Here is a 16,433-nt window from a genome sequence, read left to right as displayed (position 1 = left end):
CGACATGTCGGTCGACGCGGGCCTGCGCAGCTTCATGCTGGGCGTCTACAACAAGCTGGCCCTTGGACTGGTGGTGGCCGGTGTGCTGGCCTACGTCACCGGCAATGTTCCGGCGGTGACCCAATTGCTGTGGGTCCAGACGCCAACAGGCTACGGCATCACCATTCTGGGCATGATCGTGCAGTTCCTGCCGCTGGTGCTTCTGTTCGGCTCGATGTTCTTCATGAAGAACCCGACGTCAGGTGGGGTGAACATTCTTTACTGGCTGGTCGTGGCATCCATCGGCGCGTCGCTGGGCTTTGTGTTCCTGCGTTACGACGTCAACAGTGTGGCTTCGACCTTCTTCGTGACAGCCGCCGCTTTTGGCGCGCTCAGCCTGTTCGGCTATACGACGAAAAAGAACCTGACCGGCCTGGGCAGCTTCCTGATCATGGGCGTGATCGGGCTGATTATTGCTTCGGTAGTCAATATCTTCTTGAACAGCGGGCCGCTGTCGCTGATCATCAGCGGCCTTGGCGTGCTGATTTTCTCCGGACTGATCGCCTACGACACCCAGCGGCTGAAAATGACTTACTACGCCTTGGGCGGTGATCGCGCGGGCATGGCTGTTGCGACGGGCTTTGGTGCCCTGAGCCTGTTCATCAACTTCGTGAACCTGTTCCAGTTCTTGCTGGCCTTCATGGGCGGCAACAGGAACTAGGCCCTCAACCAAGCTTGATATTGGGGCCTCGGCGGAAACGCCGGGGCCCTTGTTCTATTCCACCACCCGAAACTTGCGGCTGTCGAACACCCGCAGCACCTGCGCCAGCTCGCGTCCCCGGCGCAGAACGATGCCACCCTCGCCGATCACGGCCCACTGCCCCTGTTTCAGACGCAGGGCCGGGCGTTTCTCGATCCGGTAAAGCGGCGCATCGCCCGAGCGGCGGAAGACGGCGAACTCCGCCACCTCTCGGTGCCCGATCATCGCATAGTCGCGCCACTCGCCCGCCGCGACCATCCGGCCATAGACCCTCAGGATCAGGCCCAGTTCGGTGCGGTCGAAGAAGACCGGGCCCGGTTGCGACTGCAGGTCGGCGACATCGTTCATGCCATGAAGATTAGGCCGCATCCGGCCAAATGCCAGTATCCGTCGCCGAGCGAACGCCGCTTCGTCAATAAAAGAGCCAGAACACGAAATCGCCGCCATTCGGCCCATCGCCCGCCGTCATGGAGGGTGAAACCTGTCTCATCGGCTCGCCAGAGTCCGGAGCGGTCCCGGAACCTGAACAGCCCCCCCAGCCCCCCTGGATTTCTCCACGAAGGGCTCCGGCGGGCCGATGCTTCCTCCAAAGCAGAGACGCCCGCCCAGCCACCTTCCCCCCTCCGGCCAGGCGGGCGTTTTGCTGTCCGGGATCGGGGTCAGTCCAGGGTGATCGTCGGCGTTTCCTCGCCGCGCTCGACGCTCAGGCGTCGCCGGCCCTCGCCGCCCAGCGCCTGGCCCAGGGCCGACAGGCTGGACACCCGACGCCCCTCGACCGAGCGGATCACGTCACCGGCCATCAGCCCGGCGTTTGCGGCGGACGATCCGCCCTCGACCGCGAACACCACCAGTCCGTCCGACCCCGCCCGCACGGAGGCGCCGCGTCCGATCAGGACCTCGGCCCCGACCGCCACATCCTTCGTGGTCGAATCCTCGACGGTCAGGGTCGTGCGCGCCTCCACCCCGTCGCGTAGATAGACGACCGCCAGTTCCGTCCCCGGCGCGGCGACGCCGATGGTGGCGTTGACGGTCCCGGCGTTGGAAATGGCGCGGTCATGGATGCGGGTCAGGATGTCGCCGCGCTTCAGTCCGGCGGCCTCGGCACTCGATCCCGGGGCCACATCCTCGACCACGGCCCCCCGCACGATACGCAGGCCGAAGCTGCGGGCGCGCGTGGCGTTCAGCGACCCCAGTATGGCCCCGGTCTTGCCGCGCTTGACCTCTCCGGTCTCGCGCAGCTGGTTGGCGACGTACAGCATGATCCGCGTCGGCACGGCGAAGGCGATGCCGTCATTGCCGCCGCCCCCACCCGACAGGATGGAGGTGTTGATGCCGATCAGCCGCCCGCGGCTGTCCAGCAGCGGCCCGCCCGAGTTGCCGGAGTTCACCGCCGCATCGGTCTGGATATAGTCCTCGATCCGGTCGCCCATGCCCGACCGCCCCAGGCCGGAGATCACGCCCATGGTCAGGGTTTGGTCCAGACCCAGCGGATAGCCGACGGCAAAGGCCAGGTCGCCGGTCCGCAGCGACTCTGAATCCGTCACCTCGACCTGGGCCAGACCCGTCGCCTCGATTTTCAGGACGGCGAGGTCCGTCGCCTTGTCCGTCCCGACCAGGGTGGCGTCGAACAATCGACCGTCGAACAGATCGACCGTGAACTTGCCCCCGCCCTCGACCACGTGATTGTTGGTGACGATGATGCCCTGGGCGGCATCCACGATGACGCCCGATCCACTGGAAATCTGGCGGGGTTCGCTGTCGCCCGACGACGGCCCGCTGGACTGGGCCAGGGTCGTCACCTGAACCACGGCCGGCAGGGACTGTTCCAGCCCGGTGGCGAAGCTGAACACCCCGCGCTGATTGTCGAAGAAAGTCGGGTCCTGGGCCGCCGCCGGCCCCGCAATGGTCAGCGGCACAGCCGCGATCAGGGCCATGGCCGACCATTGGGAAGCCCGGATCATCAAACGCCGCATCGCACACCTCTAGGGATCAGAGGCGACCCTAGCGCGAGAAATGCGCCGTGACGACTGCCCCCGGCGCGGCGTCACCAATCGTCATGCCGGCCCCGTGGCGCTTGAGGACGGTGCGGACGAAGGCCAGGCCCATGCCGTGGCTCTCCCGACCCTGGGCGACGGCCTTGGCGACAGCGACCGCCGGATCGCTCAGAGCCTCTGCGGCGAAGCCGGCCCCCTGATCGGCGACCGTCAGGAAGGGTCGGTCATCGCGCATACCGACGGTCAGGGTGACCGTACTGCCTTCGGGCGAAAACTTGACCGCATTGTCCACCAGATTGGTCACGGCTCTGAGGAGCAGGGACCGCACGCCCAGAACCTGAACGGGCTCCGCCACGACGCGGATGGTCACCCCCCGATCCTCGGCCAGGGCGTCGTAGAGGTCGGCGGCAGCGGCCATCAGTTGATCCAGACGAACGGTCTCGAACACCCAGGCCTCGCCGTCGCGCAGGGTCATGGCCTCGTTCATGGCGCGTGTCAGCTGGGTCAGGTCTGCCTCGACCTCCTGGGCCAGACGCAGGGCCTCGGGCGAAAGCTCGGCCTCCTTCAGACGGTCCAGCCGAGCGGTGGCACGGGCCAGAGGGGTGCGGAAATCGTGCGCCAGCTGATCGGCCGAATCCCGCAGCCAGCTCAGCAGCTCCTCCAGCCGGTCCAGCGTGCCGTTCACATGGCCGGTCAGCTCCGTCAGCTCGGGCGCGACCGCCGTTTCGGGGGCTCTCAACGAGAAATCGCCGACCCCGGCCCGGTCCAGGGCCTGGCTGACCTCCGTCACTGCCCGCGTCAGACGCTTTCGGGCGAAACTGGCCGCGCCCAACCCCATGACCAGAAGGGCCAGCCCGGCTCCGATCACCACAATCACGGCCCGCCCCCAGGCCTCGCCGGAACGATCCACGACGCGGCCCACGATGATGTCCAGCGGACCGACCGGACGGCGCACGGCCACCACCTCGACGGCGCGATCGGGGCACAGCACCCCTTTATCGAGCGCGATCACATAGACGTCCTCGCCCAAGCCATAGGCCTGATCCGCCGGGCTGGTAGCGAGTGCGGACAGACCGACGCTCGGCCCGACCGGCGACCGGATATAACGCACGCCCGCCCCGCCCCGCCCGGTGCGGCAGGTTTCCTCAAGCGTCCGCGCGCCTCGCGCATTGCCGCTCTGGAAGGTCGCCAGCCAGCCGGCCAGAAAGGCCGTGTCGCCCTCGGTCAGGGTCGCGCTGCCCAGGCCCGTCTCGATGCCCAGCTTCTGGACCATGGAGCCATAGTCATCCAGCGCCGCCAGCGCCGCCTGCTCGCGCTGGTCCGTCCGCACCGCCGCGCCGGTCACATACAGCGATCCCGTCAGCGCCAGGGCCGCGACCACCGTCATCAGAACCACCAGCTGGGTCGAGGTGCCGCGCCCCAACCTGCGTCGCAGGCCGTCGAGGCTGAGCCAATCCCGCCGGCGGCCGCGCGTCATTCCGTCCAGTCGGAGAGGTCGCGGAAGATCAGACTCTGGCTGCGGGCCGACACGATCAGGGGGTGCAGGTCCTCGCCCAGTTCGGGCGCCTGTTCCTTCAGCCGCCGACGCAGGGCGCTGATACGGGCATCGATGATGTTGACGAAGTTGTCGGGCAGGAATTTCCACTCCACCCAGCATTTTTCCCACAACATGGTCTTGGTCACCGGCTGTCCCCGCGCCGCCGTCAGCTCGCAGACGATGGCGAACTCCAGTGGCGACAGGTCGATCAGCCGCGACTGCCCACCGATCTCCAGCTTCAGGGTGCGGGCGCCGGTCGCCAGCCGGAACGGGCCGTTGACCAGATCGGCCCCTGCGGGCCTGGCCCGCCGTGCCGCGCGACGCAGCTGGGCCGCGATCCGCGCCAGCAGTTCCTCATCGCCGATCGGCTTGGACAGATAGTCGTCGGCCCCGCCGATCAGACCCTCGACCCGCTGACGCTCGGCCCCCAGCGCGGTCAGCATCAGAGCCGGCGCATCGTAGGACAGGCTGTCGCCCGCCCGGATGCGCTTCAGCGTCTCCAGCCCGTCCAGGCCGCGCGTCATGCGGTCCATGATCAGCACGTCGAAGGCTGCGCCGCTGACGGCGGCCAGCGCCTCTTCTCCGCTTTCGACCCGTTCGACACGCTCGAACCCCGCGCCGAGCAGACGATCCGCCACATGGGCGGACAGGGCGGCGTCGTCCTCCAGCAACAGGGCGCTGCGCCCGGCGAAGACCTCGCGCAACTGGGCGAACGGATCTTCCGCCGAAACCGCCATCATTTCTCCGTCCAAGATACCGCACTCCCTCGTTCCGGACGAACGATAGGGTGTGGCCGAGTGAAGACAATGTACCGGTACATGATCGTTTCTGAACAGGCCCCTGATCCTTTCTGACGTCCGCGCGTTAGGGCGCACGATCTCCTCCCACCGACAGGTTCTGCCATGAAGCGTCTCGCCCTCCTGCTGATCTCGGGGTCCGCCCTCGCCGCCTGCCAGACGGCCCCCGCCGCCAACGCCGGGTTCCTGACCAGCTACGATGGCCTGACGACCCGCGACGACACCCTGCGCGCCTCGATCCGCGAGCGGCGCGACGAGGCTGCGGCCAATGCGGTGGAGCAGGTCTATCTGGAGCCATCGGTGCTTGTCGCCGGCGCGGGCGACGCCCTGTCCGAGGCCGACCGGGCGCTGGTCCTGCGCGAGGTCGACCGTCAGGTCTGCTACGAGATGAGCGAGCGGTTCACGATCGTCGACAACGCCGCCAATGCCGCCCGCGTGCGCTCGGCCGTGACGGGCATCACGCCGACGGGTGCCGCCGGTTCGGGCGTCGCCGCTGTGGCCAATGTCCTGATCCCCGGCCCCGGCACCCTGCGCGTGCCCGGCACCACAGGGGGCCTGGCCGCCGAAGCCGAGCTGGTGGCGCCGGGCGGCATGCAGGTCGCCGCCCTGGCCTGGGCGCGCAATGCCAATGTCGTCGGCATGGACAGTCCGTCCCTGTCGCGCGTCGGCGATGCCCTGCAGATGGCCGAGCCGTTCGGCGACGCCGTCGGCGACGCCTTCGCCCCCACGGGCCGGGCCGTGCGCCCTATCGCAGACCCCGATCCCTGCGCCCGCTATGGCCCGCGCACCCAGCCCGCCGGATTCGCCACCCGCCTGGTCACCGGCCTCTATGTGCCCGAGATCAACACCGGCACCCGCGCCGAGCCGCCGAAGGACTAAGCCAGGGGCGAAAGGAACGCGCTCAAGCAGCGAGCGCTCGCGGCGCGAGCGTTAGCGCCCAAAAATTCCGCTCAAGCAGCGAGGCTCCGCGAGCCGAGCGTTAGCGCCCTTTTCTCAAAAAGCGCTCTCGCCCGTGATCGCCCGGCCCAGGATCAGGGCATGCACGTCATGCGCGCCCTCATAGGTGTTGACAGTTTCCAGGTTCATGGCGTGGCGCATGACGTGCATCTCGCCGGTGATGCCGGCTCCGCCATGCATGTCGCGGGCCTCGCGAGCGATTGCCAGAGCCTTGCCGCAGTTGTTGCGCTTCATCATGGAGATGGCTTCGGGCACCCAGGCCCCCTGATCCAGCAGACGCCCCAGGGCCAGCGCGCCTTCGAAGCCGAGGAAGATTTCCGTCTGCATGTCAGCCAGCTTCTTCTGCACCAACTGGCGCGACGACAGCGGCCGGCCGAACAGCTTCCGCTCACCCACATAGTCCCGCGTCAGGTGGAAACAGGCCTCGGCCGCGCCCATGGCCCCCCAGGCGATGCCGTAGCGGGCCTTGTTCAAGCAGCTGAACGGCCCCCGCAGACCCTTCACGCCCGGAAGCAGATTCTCCTCCGGCACGAAGACGTCGTTCAGGCCGATGTCGCCGGTGATCGACGCGCGCAAGCTGAGCTTGTCGCCGATCTTGTCGGTGGTGAAGCCGTCCATGCCGCGCTCGACGATGAAGCCCCGGATCGTGTCATCCAGCTTGGCCCACACCACCGCCAGGTCGCTGATCGGCGAATTGGTGATCCAGTATTTGGCACCGTTCAGGCGATAGCCGCCCTCAACCTTGACCGCCTTGGTCTTCATCGACGCCGGGTCGGACCCGCCGTCGGCTTCGGTCAGACCGAAACAGCCGACCAGCTCGCCCGCCGCCATCTTGGGCAGGAACCGCATCTTCTGTTCTTCCGACCCGAAGGCGTAGATCGGATACATGGCCAGGGACGACTGCACCGACATGGCCGAGCGATAGCCGCTATCCACCGCCTCGATCTCCCGCGCGATCAGGCCATAGGCGACGTGGCTGACGCTGGACCCGCCATACTGTTCCGGCAGCATGGCGCCGAGAAAGCCCATCTGGCCCATCTCGGTCATGATGGCGCGGTCGAAGGTCTCGTCGCGGAAGGCCTCGACCACGCGGGGCAGCAGGCTGTCACGGGCATAGGACCGGGCTGCGTCCTGGATCGCCCGCTCGTCCTCGGTCAGCCGCCCGGACAGGTCCAGCGGGTCATCCCAGCGAAAGGTCTTCTGAGGATTGGTGCTGCCGTCGGCCATGGTCGTCGTCCCTGAAGCGTGTCGGGGCCTCATGCGATCGTGAGCGAGCGTGACGACCGAACCCCTGTTCTGGCGCGCGGTTTAGGACAGAATGGCCCGGACGGGTAGAGGCCCGCGCCGTCGCAGGTTAGGATGTCCGCATGATCCGCACCTTCAAGCGCCTGTTCGCCGACCACCCGCGCGAGGTCGAGGAAACCTATTTCCAGCATATGGCGGCGTCGTCACGCTATGGCTTCAAGCTCCTCAGGCTTTCGGCCTGTGCCTTCACCCACGCCCTGATCCCCGGCCTGCACAAGAGCACCGTCTCGGAGTCCATCCGGGGTATGGCCCGTGACCTGGGCGGTCGGGCCGAAGAGGCGCGCGAGACCCGCATGCGTGACGCCGGTGTCTGGGACGTTGGCCTGTAAGGCTTAGCGCGGCGCGCGCTTGGCCAGGATGCGTTGCAGGGTCCTGCGGTGCATGCCCAGACGACGCGCCGTCTCCGAGACATTGTGGTCGCACAGCTCATAGACGCGCTGGATATGCTCCCAGCGAACGCGATCCGCGCTCATCGGATTGGCGGGCGGCTCGGGCGCTTCGCCGGTGGCCAGCAAAGCCTTGACCACATCGTCGGCGTCGGCGGGCTTCTGGAGATAGTCCACGGCCCCGGCCTTGACGGCGGCGACCGCCGTGGCGATGGCCCCATAGCCGGTCAGCATGACGATCTTGGCGTCCTCGCGTCGGTCGCGGATGGCCTCCACGATCTTCAGGCCGTTGCCGTCCTCCAGCCGCATGTCCAACACGGCGAAGGCCGGTAGCGCGGTCTTCAACGCATCGCGCGCCTCGGCCAGGGACGCCGCCAGCGTCACCTCGAAGCCCCGGCTTTCCAGCGCCCGGCCCAGCCGTGTGCGCAGGGCATTGTCGTCGTCCAGTAGCAACAGGCTCTTGTCCGCCAGGGCGGCGATGCGGTCTTCAGTGCTCGTCTCGACTTCGGCCATCGGTGTTCTCCTTGGCAGGGACATCGGTAACGATACGACTGCGGTCAAGGTTCAGCGTCGGGGGTGCGACACTACGCCGAAGCGTCCTCGACCGAAGACTCCTGAGCCGCGACTTCCAGAGCCGGCCTCGGCCAGCGGACGGCCACGCGTGCACCCCGCGGCTGGCTCCGGTCCGTCGCCCCGTCGCCCGACCCCACGGCCACCTTGCCGCCCGTCCGTTCCAGAAGGGTGCGCGCGATGAAGAAGCCCAGCCCCATACCGCCCTGGCTGGGTGCGATCGCCTCGGGCGTCAGCACCGGCCTGGCCTTGCGCCCCTTGCGACCGGGTGTGGCGGCGGCGACCGAAGAGGCAATCTGGGCCGCCAGGGCCCGGCGCGCCTTGCCCTGCGGCCGGCTGGTCACATAGGGTTCGCCCAGACGCGGCAGGATGTCGGCCGGAAAGCCCGGTCCGTCGTCCACGACTTCGATCTCGATGAAGCCCGCATCGACCAGGGCCCGCACCCGCACCTTCGACCCCGCGAAATCCGCGGCATTCTCCACCAGGGTCGACAGGCCGTGGATCACTTCGGGCAGGCGCCGAACCCGCGGGTCCGGCTCGCCCGAGGCGGTGCGGACCGACACTTCGAAGGCCAGATCGAACCCGCGATGCGGCTCGGTCACCTCTTCCAGCAGGGCCTTCAGCCCGACATCGGCGAAGGAGGCGTCGCCCTCTTCCGGCTGTTGTGACAGCTGTTTCAGAATGTCCCGGCACCGCTCGGCCTGCTGCAGGATCAGGGCGGCGTCCTCGGCCGCCGGTCCGTCCTTGATCGAGGCCCTGAGCAGTTCCTTGGCCACGACCTGGATGGTGGCCAGAGGCGTGCCCAGCTCATGCGCCGCCGCCGCCGCCAGCCCGCCCAGCGCCGCCAGCCGCTGTTCACGTTGCAGCACATCCTGCGTCGTCGCCAGGGCCAGCTCCAGCTTCTCCGCATCCGCCGCCACCCGCCAGGCATAGGCCGAGGTGAAGACCACGCCGGTCACCAGCGCCAGCCCGGTGCCGAATCGGTACAGCGGCGGCAGCTCCAGCTCTGTGCCCGCCTGCCAGGGCAGGGGCATGGACATGAAGAACAGGGCTACGGTCGCCGCCAGCACCAGCAGCCCCATCAGCACCGCCTGACGCCCCGGCAGGGAGGCCGCTGCCACCGTCACCGGCGCGACCAGCAGCAGGCTGAACGGATTCTGCAACCCGCCGGTCAGCCCCAGCAGCATGCTGAGCTGCAGGATGTCGAAGCCCAGATGCAGGGCCGTGGTCCGGCCATCGGCCACCGCCCCGTCCGACCGCTTCAACCGGGCGGTGGCGTTCAGATTCATCACCACGCTGAGGGCGATGACGGCCAGGCAGGGCCACAGCGGCAGGTCGAAATGAAACCAGCCGGTCGCGACGACCACGGTCGCGCTCTGTCCGGCGATGGCCATCCAGCGCAGGATGATCAACGTCCGCAGGCTCAGGCCCCGGCTGCGGCGCGGCAGATTGCGCCAGCCTCCGAAACGGCCGGTCTCCGGCGGGTCGGCCTGCGACGAAAACGGGGCTTGGGTCTGGCTCACGGCTCTTCTATAGCCCGGCTTGCCGCCATTGCGCATGTTCCATGAGGGTCACGATGCCGCGCCGTTCCATCCTGCTGTTCGCCGGGGCCTGTATCGCCATCGCCGCAGCCATCGTTGTCGTGGCCCTGGTCGTCGTCGGCGGTCGCAGCCAGACAACCGACGCCGTCACCTTCACAGAGACCGGAACCGGACAGCCCCAGGTCGGCGGACCCTTCCAGTTGGTCAATCAGGACGGCCAGCCCGTCGATCAGTCCATCCTGGACGGCAAATGGTCGCTGGTCTTCTTCGGCTTCACCTACTGCCCCGACTACTGCCCCACGACCCTGGCCGCGCTGGAAGCGACGCAGCGCCAGCTGGGTGACAAGGCCAAGGATGTCCAGATCGTCTTCGTCACCGTCGACCCGGCCCGCGATACGCCCCAGGCCATGAAGGACTATCTGTCGTCGCCAGGGTTTCCCGAAGGCGTCATCGGCCTGACCGGCACGCCCGAACAGGTCCGCACCGCCGCCGATGCCTACCGCGCCTACTACAGCCAGGTCGGAGAGGGCGAAGGCTACACCATGAACCACTCGCTGACCGTCTATCTGATGGGACCGGACGGCAAGTTCCGCGCACCCCTGGCCCACGACCTCGGCCCCCAGCAGGCCGCCTCGGTCATCGAACGCAACATGGCGCGGGGCTAGCGTCACCGGGAGGTCATTCCGGAGACAGATACTCCGGTCCTTCCGGACCCCGAACCGGCCCTTCTCGACCTTCACCCGGCGGTCTTTTGGCCATTCTGCTGAGCACGCCTCTGACCCGTGGTAGAATGCGGTCAGGCCCCTCTGTGGGCCCGCGCCCGCGGTCTTTGACAATTTCCACCCCGCTCCGCCGCCCCCAGGCGATGAGCGAAATCCAAGCAGCGTCGCGTCATCAGGCGCGCGACGGCTCCGTTTTCCGGCTCATGGAGACTCTGGACCCCAAGGCGGACCGAATGGACCGAGTGGACCGAATGGACTCCGTTTTCGTCCGCAGCCTCAGCCCAGTTCGGCTTCCAGATCGGCCAGGCGCGCGGCCTGGTCCTCGGCGATCAGGGCGTTCAGCAGTGGGTCGATGTCCCCCTCCAGAATTTGCGGCAGGCTGTGCAGGGTCAGGTTGATCCGGTGATCGCTGACCCGCCCCTGCGGAAAGTTGTAGGTCCGGATGCGTTCGGACCGGTCGCCGGACCCGACCTGGCTCTTGCGCGTATCTGAACGGGCCAGATCCTTGGCCTGGCGCTGCATGTCGTACAGCCGCACCCGCAGGTTCTTCATCGCCTTGTCGCGGTTCACGTGCTGAGATTTCTCAGACGACGTCACCATGATACCGGTCGGCAGGTGGGTGATCCGAACGGCGGAATCGGTCGTGTTGACGTGCTGGCCGCCACTGCCCGACGACCGGTAGGTGTCGATGCGGATGTCCTTGTCGTGGATCTCGATCTCGACGTCCTCGACCTCGGGCAGTACAGCCACCGTCGCCGCCGAGGTGTGGATGCGGCCCTGCGATTCCGTAGTCGGCACGCGCTGCACCCGGTGCACGCCGCTCTCGAACTTCAGCCGACCGAAGACGCCCTCGCCCGTGACCGTGGCGATGACCTCCTTGTAGCCCCCGGCGTCGCCCTCGGTCAGGCTGTCCACCTCGACCCGCCAGCCCCGGCTGGAGGCATAGCGGCTGTACATGCGGAACAGGTCGCCCGCGAACAGCGCCGCCTCGTCCCCGCCGGTCCCCGCCCGGACTTCCAGCACGGCGCTGGCATTCTCGTCCGCATCGCGCGGGGCCAGCAGCAGCGCCACCTCCCGCTCCATCTCGGGCAAGGTGTCGCGCAGGGCCTGAAGCTCCTCCGCCGCCATCTCGGCCATTTCGGGATCAGACGCCATGGCTTCCAGATCAGCCATCTCCGCACGGGTCTTCGCCAGGGCCATGACCGCATCGGCCACCGGCTTCATCTCGGCGTGTTCCTTGGACAGGCGCACGATCTCCTGACCGTCCGTGGCCGCACCCATCCGCGCCTCCACCTGGTGGAAGCGGTCGAGCACCTGATCGAGCCGGGCCTGGGGCAGTCGCAAGGGCGGTAAATCCTGGGTCTTGAAAAGGGGCGGAGCCTTACCCCGTCAGCCTGCGCCTGTCGATGCGTGGGTCCCGCCACGGATTTTCGTGGTGCTTCCAGTAACGCTTTGCCTCATGGCGCATTACATCGAAACGGGAGCGCCGCGCTGCGGTGTCTCCGTCGGGGGCTGAATGGAAACCTTCCTGCTGTTTCTGATGGTCGGCCTCTTGGCCCAGGCGATCGATGGAGCCCTGGGCATGGCCTACGGCGTCATCTCGTCGTCGGTCCTGCTGGCGCTGGGCGTGCCGCCCGCGACCGCCAGTGCCAGCGTGCATGCCGCAGAGGTCTTCACCACCGGTGCCTCGGCCGGCAGTCACGTCTGGCACAGGAATGTGGAATGGCGACTGTTCGTCCCGCTGGCCCTGGCCGGGATCATCGGCGGCGTGTTCGGAGCCTATGTCCTGGCGGGCATCGAGGGCGACGTCATCAAACCGTTCGTGATCGCCTATCTGGCCGTCATCGGTATCTGGATCCTGTGGCGTGCGGGACATGACACCCACCCGCGCCGCCTGCCGTCCTGGCTAATGGCCCCCGTCGGCGTCGTCGGCGGCTTTCTGGACGCCATCGGCGGCGGCGGCTGGGGCCCGACGGTCTCCTCGGCCATGGTCGGGGCCGGTCAGGAACCGCGCCGCGCCATCGGCACGGTCAACACCGCCGAGTTTTTCCTGACGGTGGCCATCAGCGCCACTTTCGTCTGGGCCCTGGTCACCGGTCACTGGGAAGAGGCAGGCGCGCTGGAGAACCATTTCGCCGCCGTGGCGGGCCTGGTCGCCGGCGGACTGATCGCCGCCCCGTTCGCCGGGCTGATCGTCAAGAAGGTCCCGCGCAAGGTGCTGACCTATGCGGTGGGCAGCCTGCTGCTGATCCTGTCGATCTTCCAGGGCCTGCAACTGGCGGGCATCGTCGCCTGACACGAAAAAGGCGGGACCAGCGCTCGGCCGGTCCCGCCTGTCTCGAGACAGTTGCTGCAATCAGCGTGCGGTGGCCCGGAAGCGCGTCAGGAACTGCTTGATGTTCTCCTTGATCGACTTCTCGTTCGCGATGCGCAGGCGCTCGACGGCGGCGAAGGCGTCGCCCATCGTCGCCGTTCCGGTCGCCGCGACCGTATCGTTGAATACGACACGACCATTGCTGGTGACCTGATACTGGATCCGGCTGGTGACGCTCAGGTCCAGACCCATCATCGGCTGATTGAGCTCGATCATATTGGCCGTAACCGTCATGGGCGGGCCGGACGATCCCATATAGCCAGCCGCTTCCAGCGACTGCTCCAACGCTGTCTTCAGGTCCTCGTTGGAAACCTGCGAGGTCCAGAGCGGATTGGTGTCCTCTCCGCCGCTGACGTTCACGGTCGTGACCGACCGATACCCCAGATCGCCGGATGAGGCGGTCAGGCCCGTCGTCGCCGGCAGGACCATCATCTCGGGGCGGGAAGGCGTGGCACAGGCTGCCACGCTGAGGAGCGACACTGCAGCCAGTGCCGCAGCAAATGGTTTGAGGGTCATGGATCAGTTCCCGGCTGTAGGAGCAGGTTGAGCGGCTGCGGCACGGGCGCGCTCGGCGTCGGCGGCCCGCTGTTCGGCTGGCGTCAGAAGCACGACCACCAGGGGGTTCGGCGACAGGTCCTTCATGGCCCCGGAGGTGCCGTCGACGACCGCTCCGATGACGCCGCCAAAGACCACATTGCCGGCCATGCCCGCGGCCCCGCCGCCCGACACGCCGCTGGTCACTTCGACTTCCTGGCTCACATAGCCTTCACGCGAAACAGTGACGCGGAAACCGTTCTTGCGCGGCATGCGGAAGGTGCAGGGCGTCGAATCGCACTGGAAACCGTTGGACGTCGAAACCCGTGCGCCGGGAGGCGTGCTTTCCACAGTGAAGTCCTGGCTGGACCCGCGCGTGATAGTGGCGCAGGCCGGGAGCGTGATGGCGACAGCCGCAAGCGCGACTGCACGCACGCCGAAGCGCGTGAAAGTTCTGGAAGTCATGAAAGCCCCGAAGATTGGAAAAGCCTACCCCCCTGGCAGGCCTTGAATCCCATGTCGCATCCGACGGTTGCGTCGTCAATCGCCGGTTTTCGACACAACTACTCCGCGGCTTCCAGCGCCGCCTGCCCGGCCCGGGCCGCATCCAGTTCCGCCGCCTTGGCCTCGACCTGGGCGACGATCTCCTCGATCATGCCGTCGTTGTGCTGCTTGTGGGCGATCTTGCCGTTCAGATAGACCATGCCGGAGCCCGCACCCCCGCCGGTGAAGCCGACGTCGGTATAAAGTGCCTCGCCCGGGCCGTTGACGACACACCCGATGATGGACAGCGACATCGGCGTGGTGATGTGGGCCAGCCGCTCCTCCAGAACCCCTACTGTCTCGATGACATTGAAGCCCTGACGCGCACACGACGGGCAGGCGATGATGTTGACGCCCCGGTGGCGCAGACCCAGCGACTTCAGGATATCGAAACCGACCTTGATCTCCTCGACCGGATCGGCGGCCAGGGAAACGCGTATGGTGTCGCCGATCCCGGCCCACAGCATGGAGCCCAGGCCGATGGCCGACTTGATCGTGCCGGTGCGCAAGGGCCCCGCCTCGGTCACGCCCAGATGCAGAGGACAGTCGATGGCCTCGGCCAGTTGCTGATAGGCGGCGACGGTCAGGAAGGGGTCGGACGCCTTTACCGAAATCTTGAACGCGTGAAAGTCGTGGTCCTGCAGGATGCGGGCATGGTTCAGCGCGCTCTCGACCATGGCGTCGGGGCAGGGCTCGCCGTACTTCTCCAGCAGTTCACGCTCCAGCGAGCCGGCATTGACACCGATGCGCATGGAGCAGCCGTGATCCTTGGCCGCCTGAATGACGTCGCGGACGCGGTCGGGACTGCCGATGTTGCCGGGATTGATGCGCAGGCAGGCCGCACCCGCTTCGGCCGCCTCGATGCCGCGCTTGTAATGAAAATGGATGTCGGCGACGAGCGGCACGCGGGACTCGCGGGCGATGGTCCTGAAGGCGGCGGTCGATTCCACGTCGGGGCAGGAGACCCGGACGATATCGGCCCCGGCCTCTTCCAGCTGACGAATCTGCTCCAGGGTCGCCGCGGCGTCCGAGGTCAGGGTGTTGGTCATCGACTGGACGGTGATCGGCGCGCCGCCGCCGACGGGAACATTGCCGACCATGATCTGACGGCTCTTGCGCCGTTCGATATGCCGCCACGGACGGACGTGACCCAGTTCGGAGGAGTGATCAGCGCTCATGGTCGTGGAATATAGGGCATGCCAACTCACAAGACCACGACAAGGCCAAGACAGTGGCGACGCAGCCCTATCGCGCGGGCGGGGCCGGGACAGGGGCCGTGGCTGGGACAGCGGTGGGGCGAGGCTGTGCCGCCGCACGCGCCTGAGAGGCCTGCTGGGCTTGCTGGACGCGAGCGGCAGTCTCGGCGGCCGCCTGACGCAGCTGGGCCTCGGCGCGGGCGTTGAACTGCCCGAGCGGCACCTGCAGCGCCGGCATGGCCCCGGCGAACTCGCCATTGATGTAGACATCGAAGGCCGCCGGCTCGGAGACGTCCAGAGTCGCCGACAGACCGATAGGGGCGCGCCAGGCGTCCCCCGCGTTCAACTGTCGCGCGAACAGGATGCGCCCGTCGGGCAGACGGACCACGATATTGGCCGACCGGGTGGCCTGGATTACCACCTGCGACGCCGTGGCGGGCGCGCCATACAGGGCCCCGCGCGGGTTGAAGGCCTTGCGCACGGGCTGGGCCGAGGCGGCTTCGGCGGCCAGCTGTTCGGGCGTCGGCGCGGCGATGCCCGTCATCTGCATCTCCAGGCCCGGAGTCACATAGAGCTGGGGCACGGTCTGGTCGGCGGGCGCGGGCTCGGGCGGAGCCAGACGCAGGCCCGTCTTGTCCAGCGCCTTTTCGGTGGTCCAGTTCGGTGGCACCTGGGCGATGTCCGACGGGCGCGGAGCCTGGACCAGATTGACGCGCTGAAAGATGTTCCAGCCGACGACGGCGACCAGCAGTATCCCGCCGACGACCGCCAGACGCCCGGAGTTTCGCTTCACATCCTCATAGGCGATGCCGGACGGGGCCTGCAGCGGCACGGTCGGGTCCGGGCTCTCGCGCTTGAACCGCTCGACCGCCGTCTGCTCGTCCAGTCCCAGGGCCGCCGCATAGGAGCGGACATAGCCGATCGAAAACACCCGGTTGGGCAGGATGGAGAAGTCGTTCTGCTCGATGGCGGTCAGATAGCGGGTATGGACGCGGGTCTGGGTCGACAACTCGGCCAGCGAGCGACCGCTGGCCTCACGCGCGGCCCGCAGGGCATCGCCCAGCGTCAGCGCATCCTCGACCGAGGCGTCGGCGGGATCGGCGCGAGGGCCGACATCCGTGGAGACCGCCCCCTTTCTCTTCGCCATCAGGCCGTCCTCGTCAGCAATGCCTCGGTCGCACGACGCCGCCGCAGACCTGTCCGTGCATAGAACACGGCACAGACCGCTTCAACGCCGG

The 16,433-nt window shown here is 67.5% G+C and carries 17 protein-coding genes; 5 read left to right on the top strand and 12 right to left on the bottom strand.

Going from position 1 to position 16,433, the window contains the following annotated elements; translation table 11 throughout:
• The coding region (locus JHC81_RS06635; protein ID WP_292172332.1) for a Bax inhibitor-1/YccA family protein at positions 1-700 on the top strand (700 nt) is incomplete at its 5' end.
• A 54-nt stretch (positions 701-754) separates the two neighbouring features.
• On the opposite strand, the gene JHC81_RS06630 is transcribed toward JHC81_RS06635, so the two are convergent.
• From JHC81_RS06630 to JHC81_RS06615, 4 genes are all read right to left on the bottom strand, one after another.
• Positions 755-1,087 (bottom strand): DUF2794 domain-containing protein, encoded by a 333-nt coding sequence (locus tag JHC81_RS06630; protein ID WP_292172330.1) that lies wholly within the window; start codon positions 1,085-1,087, stop codon positions 755-757.
• Between the two features lie 311 nt (positions 1,088-1,398).
• Complete coding sequence (locus JHC81_RS06625; protein ID WP_292172327.1) at positions 1,399-2,712, bottom strand: trypsin-like peptidase domain-containing protein; 1,314 nt, start codon at positions 2,710-2,712, stop codon at positions 1,399-1,401.
• A 28-nt stretch (positions 2,713-2,740) separates the two neighbouring features.
• A complete protein-coding gene (locus tag JHC81_RS06620; RefSeq protein ID WP_292172325.1) occupies positions 2,741-4,210 on the bottom strand; it encodes a HAMP domain-containing sensor histidine kinase in 1,470 nt (489 codons plus the stop codon).
• On the bottom strand, positions 4,207-5,022 hold the full coding sequence (locus tag JHC81_RS06615; RefSeq protein WP_292172323.1) for a response regulator transcription factor: 816 nt from the start codon (positions 5,020-5,022) through the stop codon (positions 4,207-4,209). The genes JHC81_RS06620 and JHC81_RS06615 overlap by 4 nt, the downstream gene beginning before the upstream one ends.
• A 150-nt stretch (positions 5,023-5,172) precedes the next feature.
• Here JHC81_RS06615 and JHC81_RS06610 point away from each other — a divergent pair, with 150 nt between their 5' ends.
• Positions 5,173-5,946 (top strand): DUF3313 family protein, encoded by a 774-nt coding sequence (locus tag JHC81_RS06610; protein WP_292172321.1) that lies wholly within the window; start codon positions 5,173-5,175, stop codon positions 5,944-5,946.
• Positions 5,947-6,060: 114 nt separating this feature from the next.
• Here JHC81_RS06610 and JHC81_RS06605 read toward each other — a convergent pair whose 3' ends face one another.
• On the bottom strand, positions 6,061-7,251 hold the full coding sequence (locus JHC81_RS06605; RefSeq protein ID WP_292172319.1) for an acyl-CoA dehydrogenase: 1,191 nt from the start codon (positions 7,249-7,251) through the stop codon (positions 6,061-6,063).
• Positions 7,252-7,391: 140 nt separating this feature from the next.
• Here JHC81_RS06605 and JHC81_RS06600 point away from each other — a divergent pair, with 140 nt between their 5' ends.
• A complete protein-coding gene (locus JHC81_RS06600; protein ID WP_292172318.1) occupies positions 7,392-7,658 on the top strand; it encodes a DUF6356 family protein in 267 nt (88 codons plus the stop codon).
• 3 nt (positions 7,659-7,661) lie between these two features.
• On the opposite strand, the gene JHC81_RS06595 is transcribed toward JHC81_RS06600, so the two are convergent.
• Together JHC81_RS06595 and JHC81_RS06590 are read right to left on the bottom strand one after the other, a co-directional pair.
• On the bottom strand, positions 7,662-8,228 hold the full coding sequence (locus tag JHC81_RS06595) for an ActR/PrrA/RegA family redox response regulator transcription factor (protein ID WP_292172316.1): 567 nt from the start codon (positions 8,226-8,228) through the stop codon (positions 7,662-7,664).
• A gap of 71 nt (positions 8,229-8,299) precedes the next feature.
• Complete coding sequence (locus JHC81_RS06590; RefSeq protein ID WP_292172314.1) at positions 8,300-9,808, bottom strand: ActS/PrrB/RegB family redox-sensitive histidine kinase; 1,509 nt, start codon at positions 9,806-9,808, stop codon at positions 8,300-8,302.
• Positions 9,809-9,861: 53 nt separating this feature from the next.
• On the opposite strand from JHC81_RS06590, the gene JHC81_RS06585 reads away from it, so the two are divergent.
• Positions 9,862-10,491, top strand: a complete 630-nt coding sequence (locus tag JHC81_RS06585; protein WP_292172312.1) for an SCO family protein — start codon at positions 9,862-9,864, stop codon at positions 10,489-10,491.
• Positions 10,492-10,824: 333 nt separating this feature from the next.
• Here JHC81_RS06585 and prfA read toward each other — a convergent pair whose 3' ends face one another.
• Entirely contained in the window at positions 10,825-11,892 is a 1,068-nt protein-coding gene (gene prfA, locus JHC81_RS06580; protein ID WP_292172310.1) for a peptide chain release factor 1, read from the bottom strand.
• Positions 11,893-12,064: 172 nt separating this feature from the next.
• Here prfA and JHC81_RS06575 point away from each other — a divergent pair, with 172 nt between their 5' ends.
• Positions 12,065-12,844, top strand: coding sequence for a sulfite exporter TauE/SafE family protein (locus tag JHC81_RS06575; RefSeq protein WP_292172308.1), 780 nt, complete (start codon positions 12,065-12,067; stop codon positions 12,842-12,844).
• A gap of 60 nt (positions 12,845-12,904) precedes the next feature.
• Here the strand turns inward: JHC81_RS06575 and JHC81_RS06570 are convergent, their stop codons facing one another.
• The 4 genes from JHC81_RS06570 to JHC81_RS06555 form a co-directional block, all read right to left on the bottom strand.
• The gene (locus JHC81_RS06570; RefSeq protein ID WP_292172306.1) at positions 12,905-13,438 is read right to left on the bottom strand and encodes a hypothetical protein; all 534 of its coding nucleotides are present in this window, start codon (positions 13,436-13,438) and stop codon (positions 12,905-12,907) included.
• Between the two features lie 3 nt (positions 13,439-13,441).
• The gene (locus JHC81_RS06565; protein WP_292172304.1) at positions 13,442-13,921 is read right to left on the bottom strand and encodes a PEGA domain-containing protein; all 480 of its coding nucleotides are present in this window, start codon (positions 13,919-13,921) and stop codon (positions 13,442-13,444) included.
• A gap of 98 nt (positions 13,922-14,019) precedes the next feature.
• A complete protein-coding gene (gene ispG / locus JHC81_RS06560) occupies positions 14,020-15,177 on the bottom strand; it encodes a flavodoxin-dependent (E)-4-hydroxy-3-methylbut-2-enyl-diphosphate synthase (protein WP_292172302.1) in 1,158 nt (385 codons plus the stop codon).
• Positions 15,178-15,244: 67 nt separating this feature from the next.
• Positions 15,245-16,342, bottom strand: coding sequence for a helix-turn-helix domain-containing protein (locus JHC81_RS06555; RefSeq protein WP_292172300.1), 1,098 nt, complete (start codon positions 16,340-16,342; stop codon positions 15,245-15,247).
• Between the last annotated feature and the right edge of the window lie 91 nt (positions 16,343-16,433).

Source organism: Brevundimonas sp. (genome assembly GCF_016463295.1).
Taxonomy (GTDB): Bacteria; Pseudomonadota; Alphaproteobacteria; order Caulobacterales; family Caulobacteraceae; genus Brevundimonas.
Note: the sequence above shows the minus strand (reverse complement) of the source record. Positions and strands in the feature narration are given on the sequence as shown.